12 protein-coding genes are annotated in these 13,157 nt (G+C 42.7%); 6 read left to right on the forward strand and 6 right to left on the reverse strand.

From position 1 onward, the window contains the following. Positions 1 to 243: 243 nt before the first annotated feature. Positions 244 to 1,788: a LytTR family DNA-binding domain-containing protein gene (locus tag ACAY30_RS01020; protein ID WP_290251211.1), complete on the reverse strand. Its 1,545-nt coding sequence runs from the start codon at positions 1,786 to 1,788 to the stop codon at positions 244 to 246. A gap of 134 nt (positions 1,789 to 1,922) precedes the next feature. Between ACAY30_RS01020 and ACAY30_RS01025 the strand changes: the two genes are divergently transcribed. Together ACAY30_RS01025 and ACAY30_RS01030 are read left to right on the forward strand one after the other, a co-directional pair. Beyond that, the gene (locus ACAY30_RS01025; RefSeq protein WP_290251210.1) at positions 1,923 to 3,380 is read left to right on the forward strand and encodes an alpha/beta fold hydrolase; all 1,458 of its coding nucleotides are present in this window, start codon (positions 1,923 to 1,925) and stop codon (positions 3,378 to 3,380) included. 238 nt (positions 3,381 to 3,618) lie between these two features. Next, entirely contained in the window at positions 3,619 to 3,780 is a 162-nt protein-coding gene (locus tag ACAY30_RS01030) for a hypothetical protein (RefSeq protein ID WP_290251209.1), read from the forward strand. Between the two features lie 64 nt (positions 3,781 to 3,844). Here the strand turns inward: ACAY30_RS01030 and ACAY30_RS01035 are convergent, their stop codons facing one another. Genes ACAY30_RS01035 through ACAY30_RS01045 form a run of 3 tightly spaced genes read right to left on the reverse strand, consistent with a single transcriptional unit; the run spans position 3,845 to position 5,039 of the window. Next, positions 3,845 to 4,426: a hypothetical protein gene (locus ACAY30_RS01035; RefSeq protein ID WP_290251208.1), complete on the reverse strand. Its 582-nt coding sequence runs from the start codon at positions 4,424 to 4,426 to the stop codon at positions 3,845 to 3,847. Next, positions 4,416 to 4,889, reverse strand: coding sequence for an RNA polymerase sigma factor (locus ACAY30_RS01040; RefSeq protein ID WP_290251207.1), 474 nt, complete (start codon positions 4,887 to 4,889; stop codon positions 4,416 to 4,418). Before ACAY30_RS01040 ends, ACAY30_RS01035 begins: the two co-directional genes overlap by 11 nt. Positions 4,890 to 4,898: 9 nt before the next feature. After that, positions 4,899 to 5,039, reverse strand: a complete 141-nt coding sequence (locus tag ACAY30_RS01045; RefSeq protein ID WP_290251206.1) for a hypothetical protein — start codon at positions 5,037 to 5,039, stop codon at positions 4,899 to 4,901. Between the two features lie 156 nt (positions 5,040 to 5,195). Here ACAY30_RS01045 and ACAY30_RS01050 point away from each other — a divergent pair, with 156 nt between their 5' ends. The 4 genes from ACAY30_RS01050 to ACAY30_RS01065 all read left to right on the forward strand — a co-directional run bounded on the left by ACAY30_RS01050 (position 5,196) and on the right by ACAY30_RS01065 (position 10,394). Beyond that, a complete protein-coding gene (locus ACAY30_RS01050; RefSeq protein WP_290251205.1) occupies positions 5,196 to 5,429 on the forward strand; it encodes a hypothetical protein in 234 nt (77 codons plus the stop codon). 212 nt (positions 5,430 to 5,641) lie between these two features. After that, positions 5,642 to 8,770: a DUF3427 domain-containing protein gene (locus ACAY30_RS01055; protein ID WP_290251204.1), complete on the forward strand. Its 3,129-nt coding sequence runs from the start codon at positions 5,642 to 5,644 to the stop codon at positions 8,768 to 8,770. A 19-nt stretch (positions 8,771 to 8,789) separates the two neighbouring features. Further along, a complete protein-coding gene (locus ACAY30_RS01060) occupies positions 8,790 to 9,383 on the forward strand; it encodes a bifunctional 2-polyprenyl-6-hydroxyphenol methylase/3-demethylubiquinol 3-O-methyltransferase UbiG (protein WP_290251203.1) in 594 nt (197 codons plus the stop codon). Further along, a complete protein-coding gene (locus ACAY30_RS01065) occupies positions 9,384 to 10,394 on the forward strand; it encodes an HNH endonuclease (RefSeq protein WP_290251202.1) in 1,011 nt (336 codons plus the stop codon). It abuts the gene before it with no gap. 61 nt (positions 10,395 to 10,455) lie between these two features. Here the strand turns inward: ACAY30_RS01065 and ACAY30_RS01070 are convergent, their stop codons facing one another. Further along, the gene (locus ACAY30_RS01070) at positions 10,456 to 11,907 is read right to left on the reverse strand and encodes an NAD-dependent succinate-semialdehyde dehydrogenase (protein ID WP_290251201.1); all 1,452 of its coding nucleotides are present in this window, start codon (positions 11,905 to 11,907) and stop codon (positions 10,456 to 10,458) included. 145 nt (positions 11,908 to 12,052) lie between these two features. Beyond that, complete coding sequence (locus ACAY30_RS01075; RefSeq protein ID WP_290251200.1) at positions 12,053 to 12,904, reverse strand: pirin family protein; 852 nt, start codon at positions 12,902 to 12,904, stop codon at positions 12,053 to 12,055. Positions 12,905 to 13,157 lie beyond the last annotated feature (253 nt).

Here is a 13,157-nt window from a genome sequence, read left to right on the forward strand (position 1 = left end):
TACACTATTTTTATTTTCAAATTTGCAGTTAGCCGCAGTGGCCGTCTGTATACCATTGCAACAATCGATATACTGAGACTTGGCGTGCGACAAAGCGTGGCTGCATTATAGTGATTTGCTATGTCGCGTTAAGGCTTGAGTCGGCAAATGGTTTACCAATGGTTGATTTTTAAGCGGTGGGGGCGTTATACTAGGTACAGTGTCTTGGTCTAGTATACTGAGAGCCTTGGCGATGACTTGAATCTACACCGAGTATTGCTTGATGGTTTTTCTCACTGATGGCAGCATTCGTCGACTAACCGGCACGACTTGCTCGTTGCTCAGGTGCAAATTGTTTCCCCCGTCCGCTGTATTGCTACTCAAACAAGATACCTGTTCGAGATTAACAATAAACGAGCGGTGCACTTTTAAGAAGGTCGACGGTAGTGCAGTTTCTAATTGCTTAAGCGTACCCGAATACAACACTTGTTTTTGATTTGACATGTGTACCTGTACGTAGTCGCCAGAGGCTTGGCAATAGGCGATATCTGATGTGCTAATAAAGTGGGTTTTACCACCAACCGAGGCTTCTATTTTGGTTGGCGTTTGCTGTTCTGCTTGTTGTGCTAAACGATACTCTAACTTAGCAATTAATTGTTGATCTTTGTTGCGTTCCAATTGCAGTAGCGTCAGCTCTTGGGCGTGTCGGTTAAAGATAAACATCAGTAATACACCAATGATCACAAAGTGGATGATTTCGTGAAAACCCGATGCGCTGTAAACTATGGTCATGGCGATAATACTTTGTACAATCAACCATTTGAGTAAATTTTTATCTTTTGACCGGCGCCAGCAAAGCCAAATTTGCACTATGCCCACCAACAGCGGCACAAATATCGCCAACGTGGTTTTGGTATCGAATCCCGGTATAAATAAAATCGCTAATATTGACGCAAAAGCACCCGTATAAATCCAGTGTAAGGCGTTTTTGGGGTGCGTTTTAATGGAGCTGTAAGTGAGTAATAACACACCCAGCACAAACGAACACAAGGTGACGACCACTAACCGCACATCGTGATATGGGTAGCGATAATCCAAAATTCCCCGGGATAACTCGGTAAACAATTGAATAGCGGCGATAAAACACAGTGCAGTAAACAGTTTAAAGTTTACAATACTCGGTTGTTTAAGGCTCAGCATGAGAAAATACACACCACCTAACACAAAGGCCCCAACCAGTACTAATCCCCATGCTGAATAGCGTTGCACAAAGGACTTGGGATCCGCATATCCGCCAAAACCGATAAGGTGGATTGGGTGATCGAGCGACACCAGACTTCGATGACCCGACAAATGCATCACCAGTTGATTGTTTTTGGCTTTAATTAGATGTTCAGGAATAAAGAAAACGGTGTCCATATGCCCTGATAGTTCATCTTGTTCGCTGTTGGCCGGAGTGCCATTTGTCCCTAACAGCGTATCATTTAGGTAGACGACACTGGATGCTTTACCAAACAGGTAAAGTCCGTATGGGGCGGCAAACATTGCGGTTGCTTCGGGCTCGTCAAAGCTAAATTTAATCCAGAGTTCGCGTTGTTGAGGATCAATGCTGGCAAGTACAGTTTCACCACATTGCGGTTCATTAAACTCGGGTAACTGTTGTTTTGGCTGGTCAAATTCACATACGGTTACGGCTGTAGAATGAGAAAACGGCACCACCCATTCACTCGCTTTAGCCTCAGTAATGCTTGCGGCAAGAATAAGGGTAAAAAATAAAAATGTGATATATTTCAACTTTATGAGTGACATATTTTGGCCAACCGTTTACCGAAAATACCATACCGTTTGTCCATTCACCACGATTTTATTGGCCTTTGACCGAATAAAACTCGCATTGCTCAGAGCTTAGCCTTTTAATGAACACAAATTGAAAGGAGACGCATATGAAACTTAAATTATTACCACTTACTGCCTTAACCTTAACGTTATCGTTACTGCCACAGGTACACGCAACGCCGTATAAAAATGAAACACCGATAACATTTAAAGCTCATAGTGGTGAGACCACAGACGCTTATGAAGGCCATTTTTTTGTACCTGAAAATCGCGCAAAGCCAAATTCGCGTTTGATTCGGGTTGACTATGTTCGCTTTCCTGCACTGAATGAAGCGAAGGGTTATCCCACCGTGTATTTGTCTGGTGGTCCTGGCGGTTCAGGTATTGGTACCGCACAAGCACGCCGCTACCCAATGTTTCAGGCAATGCGCGAGTTTGGTGACGTAATCGCTCTCGATCAAAGAGGCACTGGCCGCTCACAACGAGCGCCTAGATGTGAATCGAATTATCGCGTGCCATTGGACAAGGTGGTTAGCCAACAACAGATTGTCGAAAGTTACCGCAATGCGGCCGAGCAATGTTTTGCAAACTGGCAGGAGCAAGGTTGGGATATTCATGGTTACACCACCGAGCAAAACGCATTAGATCTTGAATCGCTGCGTCAACATCTCAACGCCAAAAAAGTGAATTTGTGGGGCATTTCATATGGCTCTCATTTAGCCATGGCGGCGATGCGAAATATTCCTGATGCACTCAATAAAGTGATAATAGCCAGTGCCGAGGGATTGGATCAAACGGTTAAACTACCGGCGCAAACAAATCAATATTTTCAGTCTGTACAGTCGATCATTGACCAACAGCCGCTGGGTAAAGACGTTACCGATTTACCCCAACTTATGCGTTCGGTACACGAGAAACTGTTAAAGCAGCCGATTGCCCTGTCTGTTACAACGCAACAGGGCGGCGAGTTGTCGATATTATTTCAACCTCACCACATACAAATGCTTGCCAGCATGATGATCGCTGATCCGAATCAGTACGTGGCGATGCTCGTGCAAATGTATCGCGAGCTTGATCAAGGTAAAACGACCGTGATCGAGTACATTCTGCAACAAGGTGTGTTTAACAACCAACCCATTGGTTTTGATTTAATGCCTCTGGCGATGGATGTGGCATCGGGTATGTCACCGGCGCGTGCAACACAAGTTGATGAACAGCTAAAAAGCGCATTATTGGGGCAATGGTTAAACTTCCCAATGCCAGCGCTTAATCGCATCGATACGGATTTAGATTTAGGTGACGATTTTAGAGCGCCGTTGACGTCAAACGTGCCCACCTTGTTGTTTACTGGCACGCTTGATGGTCGCACCTACCCACAAGAACAAACCGAGGCGGTAGCTGGGTTGAGTCAATTAACCCAAATCACGGTAAAGCACGCAGGACATAACTTGTATATGTCATCTCCTGAGGTGTTTGAGCGAATGCGCGCATTTATGCTAGACAAACCCGTTGACCAAACGGCTATTGAACTGCCGTTACCGGATTTGGCGTTCAAACCTCAGTAAGCGCAATGAGTTTATAAAAGTAGCCTTTTATCCTGCTGGGTAAAAGGCTACTTATTTGCGTTGATTGATGTAGCCATTGCAGTGGTGCTTACTCCAGTGTACCGAGGAGAAAGAGCCAAAATTTTTTAATAATGTATTATCTAATATTGTGCATTATTGCTCTGGTACGTGTGTTGCTATTTCTGTATCACCAACAAAAATTCACTTCGTTAATTCCTTTTCCCATGTGGCCCCTAAAATGCCACTGAACAGCGGCGCAAAGAGTAACCACAGCCAAGGCATTGGCGATGGGTTAAACCTGATTAAGCGAGTTGCTGAACTTTGTGGTTGGTCAGTTAATGTGGCTACTACAAATGATGAATTTCATTTGTCGATTCAGATAACCGCAGATGAGATTTGAACTAACGAAATAGGCCACATACCAGCAAGCCTGTAACGATTCTAATTACTAGCGGTAGTTATTTTCACTGTGTATGGTTAAGCGCACGCAGTGCTTTTTTGCCTTTTTGAACCTTCCAATAGCCGTAGTAAAACATCAAACTTATCCAAGTGACGCTCCAACACACTACGTACAGCCACTGTTTACTTGACGTGATCAACGGCTCAGCGGAGAACCACTGTTCAATGACAAATACCAAAAGCATCGATGCTGTGACAATGAGATTGGCTAAATTAAACAGTTTGCCGACTTTTATGTCGCTGTTGGCACGAGCGATGAGATAATGGTGATACGCGTTGGTGTCGGCGGTTAACGCCTGTTCACTGCGTTTGCGAATATTAAAAAATTGCCAGCCTAACCAAACGCCAAATACACACGCGATAGCTAACCACGCTAACACTACCGCAGAGGCACCGCGTTGCCACATAATAATAAACATGCCAACTAAGACTAAATTACCTAACAAATCGGCAGCAAAAATAAGCGCATTGTTGCGTTTGGCTTTTTTGCCAATGCGTTCTAATTGGTTAGCAGTTGGGCCATTATCAGGCTCTATTGAACGCCAAATATCTGCTAAATTTAGTTGCGATTTATCGTCATTGTTCATTTAAACTCACCTGTAATTTTTGCTTACCGCGATTGATAAGGGCGCCGACATTACTCGCACTTAAACCGGTAATTTCTGCGATTTGCTGATAACTAAACCCTTCGAATAATAGGCTTATTACTTGTTTTTGATTTAACGATAGCGAGCGCATGGCATTGATCAGTGCTTGTTGTTGTCGGCTCTCACTCCCAGTTACTTGAGAAACTGAAATGCCATCGGTGTCCATATCTATCGTGGGCACTTTTTTCACCTGATAGCTCACGTGATTAACCGCTTGGTTATGAGCAATGCGATAGACAAAGGCTTTTACTGCCGATTCATCGCGACAATGAGGCAGGGCTCGCCAAATTGCCAAGCCAATTTCTTGCATTAACTCTTGCTGTTCTTCAGGATTCGCCTCATAACTGCGTACCAGCCGGCTAATACCTGTTTGGTGCTCCTGCCAAAGCGATTTGAAATCCAAGGTAATGTCCTATCCCGCTAACTTACTTGCAAACAACAATGCAACCACCACTAAGATAACTTCTAACGCAATATAAGCGCCCCCTAATTGCACCAGACGTTTGGTCCAAGGGCTTGATTTTAATTTCAATTTTATTTGTTCTAGGCTCATGGTGACTCTCCAAGTTAACGTATCACCTATTAAGTCTTCAATAATTTTTATTTATTACACTGTAATAAAATTTTTATTTTCAAGACTAGATAATTAACACCATTAGTGAGCACCGCTACCGAGTGTACTCAGCAACACATTACTTAGGAGTTAGTTATGTTAGAAAAAATTATCTTAATAACAGTATTAACCGCGTTTATTCTGGTTTTAGCCTACGTCGATAAAAAGTATCAGTTAGGCTTAACTGACGACACTGCATCAACCGACCACAAAAAGCCATCAACACACGACACTAAGCAACTGCAAAAACGCATTGAAGTACTAGAAAAAATTGTTACCGAGCCCAGCTATGAATTAAACCAAGAGCTTGAAAAGATGGCGAAGCGTTAGGGGATTTTTTACCTACGCTTTGCGTGATTGAAGAGAGTTTTTTAATAGGAAGTAAATTAACAAGCGATATAAGCTAACGAAGTGTTACAACGTCAGCCTAATGAATTTTTTATGATCCTAAGCTAGTTACTTTACGATTGCAGAGTAACCGCTTGAATATAAATCAATACCCTGTAACTATAGCTATCTAAGAAGGAACTAGGCAAGAGCGCATGAATCAAACAGGAATTTACGAGCAACTCATTACTAACTTAATATCTGGTCAATTAAACCGTGATAAATTTTATGTTGGCGATAAGGTACTCGAGCAAGCCGATGCAGCTGTTTGGTTATCTCGCTTTTTGTCGAGAGTGATTGAGTATGCAGTTAACTGCCTACCTTCCGGTGATGATCAGCTTCAGCGCCAGATTGAGTTATCTAACGAGCTTATTCTGTGGCTTAAAGACAAACTTCAGGGCGACGACTTTTTTGATGAGAACTTGCTTGAAGGGCAGGGAAAAATACTCACTGCACTTTACGAATTGGAAAATCCAGTAGCTTCAGACTTAAAAAAGTACGTTGAAGGTATATTTCCGCTAACTGGCCTCACGCAAAGTGAACTGTTCTGTGGTAGCAATGCTGGTTTGTCGCTAGAGAGTGAGTTAAAACGAGAGATCTTATCGTCCGACACAATTTATTGGCTGGTGTCATTTATTAAGTGGGCGGGTATTCGAATTTTTCGTAACGAACTTGAAGAGTTTACACGAAGTGGGCGGAAATTAAAGGTAATCACGACTTCCTATATGGGAGCAACAGATGCCAAAGCGGTGGAGTTTTTAGCATCATTACCTAATACAGAAGTTAAGCTTAGTTACAATACTCAGCGCGAGCGTTTGCATGCTAAAAGCTATTTGTTTTTGCGTAATACCGGCTTTAATACGGGTTACATTGGTTCATCAAACTTATCTCATTCTGCTTTAACTAGTGGCCTAGAGTGGAATCTAAAAATAACGTCCCAGGAAATTCCACATATTATTGACCGTTCTATCAATACATTTGAGGCATATTGGAACTCAACTGAATTCGAAGTATTTGACGGCAAATTAGCAGCGAAAGAAAAGTTAACAACAGCACTAAAGCAAGCGCGGATTGGTGACGGCGGAAATGAATCATCGGTGCATTATTTTGAAATTAAGCCATTTACTCATCAAAAAGAGATCCTCGAGCAGCTTGAAGTCGAGCGGTCGTTACATAAGCGATATAAGAATCTCGTGGTCGCGGCTACGGGAACAGGTAAAACGTTAATATCGGCTTTCGATTTTGCTCGTTTCTTAAAGTTGAAGCCGAACGCTAAATTTTTATTTGTGGCCCATCGCTTAGAGATCTTAAAGCAAGCTCGATTAGCATATCGCGGCGTGTTAAAAAATGCAGATTTTGGTGACTTGTGGGTAGGCAAGTACAAACCTGAGCGTTATGAACAATTGTTTGCGTCTGTACAAACGCTAAATAACCAATTATCCGATCTAAACTTATCTGCGGATTATTATGACTATATAGTCATAGATGAAGTGCATCATGTAGCCGCCAGTTCTTACCGCAGTATTTTAGCTCGATTTGAACCGCAAATTTTACTTGGTTTAACGGCCACACCAGAAAGGCATGATGGATCTAACATTCTTGATGACTTTTGCGGTGTTATTGCGGCAGAGATAAGATTACCTGAAGCAATCAATCGTCGTCATTTATGCCCGTTTCAGTATTTTGGTATCGATGATGATACAGATCTTCGCAATATCAGTTGGAGTCGAGGTCGCTACGACATAGCGCAGCTTACCAATCTTTACACGCATAACCAGCAGCGAGTTAACAAAATATACCAAACCCTACAGGAACTCATAACCTCAATAAGTAACATGCGAGCGCTGGCGTTTTGTGTCAGCAAAGAACATGCTGAATATATGCGTAAACAATTCATGCTCAAAGGTGTTAAATGTGATTCTTTAACGAGTGACAATAGCCAAGACAGAGGGCAAAAGCAGCAGGCTCTTAGAAGTGGCGAAATAAACATCTTGTTTGTTGTCGATATTTTTAATGAGGGTGTGGACATTCCTGAGGTAGATACACTGCTGTTTTTGCGCCCAACAGAAAGCCTTACCATATTTTTGCAGCAACTGGGACGAGGCTTGCGCTTAGCTGATGATAAAGAAATTTGCACGGTATTTGATTTTGTTGGCAATGCTAATGCCGATTATGACTTTGCACATAAGTTTCGAGCGCTGGTGGGTAAAACCGATGGCGCTATCAGTGATGAAATCAAAAATGGATTTCCTCATGCACCGCTAGGCTGTCGAATTGAGTTGTCAAAACAAACTCAAGACGTTGTGCTGCGAAACATCAGAAATGCAACCTTGAGTAGGCAACGTTTAGTTGGGTTAGCACGATCATTTTCACGAGATTCAACACTGGATTTTAACTTGGCTAATTTCATTAAAGTATATCCACAGGTTGAAATAGAAGCTTTGTATAAAAGGCTAAGCTGGACTGAGCTTTGTTTAGAAGCTGGTTTGCTAAATGAGGCAGAGCCTGAAATTATTCGTCACTTCGCTCGAATGGTAAAGACACGGTTATTAGTGTGCGATGATCATGAGTACCTAATAAGTCTGCATAGTTTTGCTACTGTAGGTACGATAGCTTCTGAGTTGCATCAATTAATGTTGCATTATGACTTCTGGCAACAGTCGGGTAAAAAACTCGGTTTTGAGGATGTGAACGACAGTTTGAATAAACTAGAACATTCGTGGCTAAAAGCTGAGTTAGCGAGCTTAGCGTCAGTATTAATAGATCGCATTCATCATAAACAAGAAAGCATGCCTTTAATGAAGGAACATTCCATCAAGCTTCATGCTCGTTACGCTCGTGAGCAAATTTTAGTTGGATTTGGTGCTACTACTTTTGACACACAACCTAGTTCAAGGGAAGGGGTATATAACATCAAAGATCAGAATATTGAGTTGATGTTTGTTACCTTAAATAAAAACGATAAGCAGTTTTCACCAACAACCATGTATCACGACTACGCTATTAACGAGCGTCTGTTTCATTGGCAAAGTCAAAACTCGACCAGACCTGATCGCGGCAAAGGTTTAGAGTACATTACACATAAAGAAAATGGGAAAAGGCTTTTTCTTTTTGTTCGAGAGCAAACTAATGATGAGTATGGTAGGACAGTGGGTTTTGTTAATTTTGGTGAAGTTGAATATGTTTCCCATACAGGGAGCCAGCCAATGAGCATTACTTGGAAACTCAGAAATCCCATGCCGGCGTTTATGTGGAAACAAGCCGCTAAACTGGCAATGGCTTAAATTGAACGGTACTCGATACATGAACAACACCCTTCGCTTTTATCAGCAAAATACAAACAGTTTGATTGAGCAATACGATAGTGTTGAGTTTGAGGCCGTTCATAAAGACTGGCTCGACTGTGTTCCTTTGCAGGGCACTGTTCTTGATATTGGCGCAGGTTCAGGGCGCGATGCTCGATACTTGGCAAAAAATGGCTTAACGGTGTTTGCGGTTGAGCCGGTGTTTGAGTTGATAAGTGCAGCTAAAGACAATTCGACAGATTTAGATATCACTTGGGTTGAAGACAGCTTGCCTAACTTAGATACAAGCAAACAACTCAATACGCACTTTGACTTGATTTTGTTAAGTGCAGTGTGGATGCATTTATCGCCGACAGAACGCAAATTATCAATGCAGAACATGTCGTCGTTGCTAAATCATAGTGGTAGGTTGGTGATTACCTTGCGCTATGGTGAATTTGCCGATGGCCGTGTTGCGTATCCAGTCAGCGCAGCTGAAGTTACCGAGCTTGCACATGGTCATGGCTTAAAGGTATTGCGAGAAACTGATGTTAGGCGAGATCAACTGGGCCGCGGTGACGTGATTTGGCAAACCCTGGTGTTAGGAAAGTAAATGGAAGCATTGTATAAACATCAGATCGATTTTATTTCTTATCTGCAACGTCTGCTGCAAGAAGGCACGTTTACCTCCACATACAAATTTGCGTTTTTACATGCGCTTGCCGATATCTGTATCGAAAAAGAAATACCTGATAACGGTCGGCTGGTGATCAGCTTTGCTGAAATTGTCGATAAGTTAATCGTACTTTACTGGCAACACGCAATGCCATTTAATGAGGAGTTACCAACCGGGGCACTATTGCAGAGTACAGATAACCAAGCAAAAATTATCACTGACATTACCGAGTTGCAGCAAAACGGAATTAGAAATTTAGACCAAGCTAAGCAGTCACCGTACTGGAAATCAATTTATCGAAATACCATGAATACTTTGAAGCAAGGGCCATTATGGCGTTTGCAAGTTCTTTCTCGCCAAGAAGATTGCTATTTGTTTCCTCATATTAAAAATCGTGACTATATAGAGTTAAATCCTGGTATTGCAGATTGCTTTCGCCAGTTTCACGACTTGGTGGTGCAATTTGCGCGTCAAGGGTGGATTGAAAAGGTGTCAAAAATTCAACAGAACCAGTCAGTTATTGGTAGAGCGGGTGAGCTGTCAGACTTTTTATTTGGTACATCTCGAAATTCATTAAAATCGGCAAGTCTTGTATTAAAAGACATTCAACAGGGCAATTGTTTTTATTGTCAAAAGCCTCTTAAAGGGAATGCCGAAGTCGACCACTTTATTCCATTTACTAAATACAATAATGATCTGGCGCACAACTTTGTGCTTGCCCACAAAGCGTGTAACAACAATAAACGCGACTATTTAGCAGCTCCAGTACACAGAGATAAATGGCAAGAGCAAAACTTAGTGTTGAACACCAGCCAAATTACTCGCGAGCTTGCAAACTATTTTGTATGCGACCCTAAAAGAACAGCTCATGTGGCCAATTGGGCGTATGATATTGCCGAGAAAAATGGCAATAAATTTTGGTTAGCGACTAAAGATGTTTTCATTTGAACCATTTGGGTTATCGCAGCCGCATAAGCAGCTACGTTATTAACTAACCTATTGTGAAAAGCTAAATTCCCCCAATACACAGATATTTAATTTCTAAATAGTCGTCTAAACCGTACTTAGAGCCTTCTCGGCCAATACCCGATTGCTTTACGCCGCCAAAGGGTGCGGCTGCATTTGAAATAATGCCTTCGTTGATACCAATCATACCGTATTGAAGGGCCTCAGATACACGCCATACACGGCCTATATCTCGAGCGTAAAAATACGCGGCTAAGCCGTATTCGGTATCGTTTGCCATATTGATAACCTCGTCTTCATCGGTAAATGAAATAATGGCTGATACAGGGCCAAAAATTTCTTCTTTCGCAATTGGCATGTCATTTGTCACGTTGGTTAATACCGTTGGTTGGTAAAAATGCGAACCTTGTTTGGCAACACTACCGCCCAATGTTACTTTTGCCCCCAAGATTACTGACGCGTTTACTAGGTTATCAACGTCGGCTACCGCCTTGGTTGAAATCATCGGGCCAATGTGAGTGCTTTCGTGTAGGCCGTTGCCAATAGTAAGTTTACTTACCGTCTTGCTGAACTTATGGGTAAATTCTTCGAGGATCGAGTCGTGAACAAAAATGCGGTTAGCGCACACGCACGTTTGACCGGCATTGCGATATTTTGCAGCGATGGCGCCCTGTACTGCAGCATCAATATCGGCATCGTCAAACACTATAAAAGGGGCATTACCGCCAAGCTCCATCGATACCTTTTTTACCGTGCTAGCGCATTGGGCAATAAGTTGACGGCCCACTTGGGTTGAACCTGTAAAGGTAAATTTGGCAATGTCAGGGTGTTGAGTAAGCACTTGGCCAATACCTTTGGCATCATCATCAACAACAATGTTAAACACGCCACTAGGTATACCTGCGCGCTCGGCAAGTTCTGCCATGGCAAGGGCCGACAAAGGCGTTTGCGAAGCCGGACGACCGACAAAGGTGCAACCGGCGGCAAGTGCAGCCGCCGCTTTACGAGCGATCATGGCGTTGGGAAAATTCCACGGGGTAATTGAGGCGACAACACCAACGGGCTGTTTTATGACCACAATGCGCTTGTCGTTTGCTGGCGCAGGGATGGTATCGCCATAAATGCGCTTACCTTCTTCTGCAAACCATTCAATATAAGCTGCCCCATAGGCAATTTCTGCTTTTGCTTCTGCCAGCGGTTTACCTTGTTCGAGCGTTAAAATGGTAGCAAGGTCTTGTTGATTGGCGATGAGTAAATCAAACCACTTGCGCATCAGGTTTGCTCGCTCAGCTGCTGTGTGCGCTGACCACGTTTTAAAGGCGACTTTGGCGGCATCAATTGCCAGCTCTACGTCACTGATGCCCGCGTCAGATACGTAACCAATTACCTCGTTGGTTGCGGGATTGGTTACGGCAATTTGTGTGTCGCTAGGATGCCATTGGCCATTGATATAAGAATGACACTTTAACAATGACGGGTCGTTTAATTTATCCATGGGGTTTCTCAACGTTAATAACTGGTGTGGTTCGTGTAATGCGTGATCTTGCACCGCTTCAGAGTTGGCCAAGTGTTGCTATAACACCGTAAACCTTGCCGAGGTGAACGACACAATATGTGCACGACGTAAGTACTTGGGCACACTAAAGCGGAATAAACTCTTTATTATCACCTGGAATTGACGGAAATTTACCGTCTATCCAATCTTGTTTTGCACGCTCTATACGCTCTTTATTGAACGAGACAAAATTCCAGTGAATGTATGGCACCACATCAAACTTTTGTCCACCTAGCATGATAAATCGGCCACACTCGTTGACAACAATATCATTGTCTTGCTCATCAAGTAACACAAACTCACCTTGTGAATAGTCGGTGCCGTTAATAGATACGCGACCAGATACCACAAAAATTGCGGTTTCCTGATTGGGGTGTGGCTTGGTTATAGTACTTCCCTTTGACGCGGCTACATCAATGTAAAACATTGGTGAGTAGGTTTTAACCGGTGAACTTAAGCCATACGCTTCACCAACAACCAAGCGCATCATCACACCCTCGTGAATAAGGTGCGGCAAATCTTGCTTTTTAACATGATTAAATGATGGTTCGAGTTCGGCCATTGCCTCGGGCAGGGCTATCCAACACTGAAGGCCACTAATTGAATGGTTATTTGCTCTTACTTCAAAGGTTTCACGTTCTGAGTGAACAATACCTTTACCCGCGGTCATCCAATTGACATCGCCGGGGAATATTTCAAGGTGATTACCTAACGAATCTCGGTGCAATATTGAGCCATCAAATAGATACGTTAACGTAGACAAACCAATATGAGGGTGAGGCCGTACGTTAATTCCTTGGCCCGCTTTAAACGTGCTAGGCCCCATTTGATCAAAAAATATAAACGGACCAACCATGCGTTTTTGTTGATTTGGCAAGAGTCTTTTTACAAACAAACCACCAATATCATGTTCTACTGCTGTTAGCGCTGTCGCCATAATTATCGCCCTTTCTTGAATTGCTAACCGTGAAGCTCTGCTTAAGAGTATCTATAAAACTAGCCCATACCAATAAAAACGCGTTCATAATCAACATCATTTTTATTTGGTTGAAGCTTTTATTCATTGTATAGGCGATTGGCTGATTTAATAAATTCGCTTTAATAGAATCAATTGTGAGTTTTTAAGTAATTTTGTTTGTGCACCATTTTGGCAATAATTCCCCCTACGTTTTTTGACATTCGATTAATTA

The sequence above is a fragment of the Thalassotalea ponticola genome (assembly GCF_041379045.1).
Classification (GTDB): domain Bacteria; phylum Pseudomonadota; class Gammaproteobacteria; order Enterobacterales; family Alteromonadaceae; genus Thalassotalea_A; species Thalassotalea_A ponticola.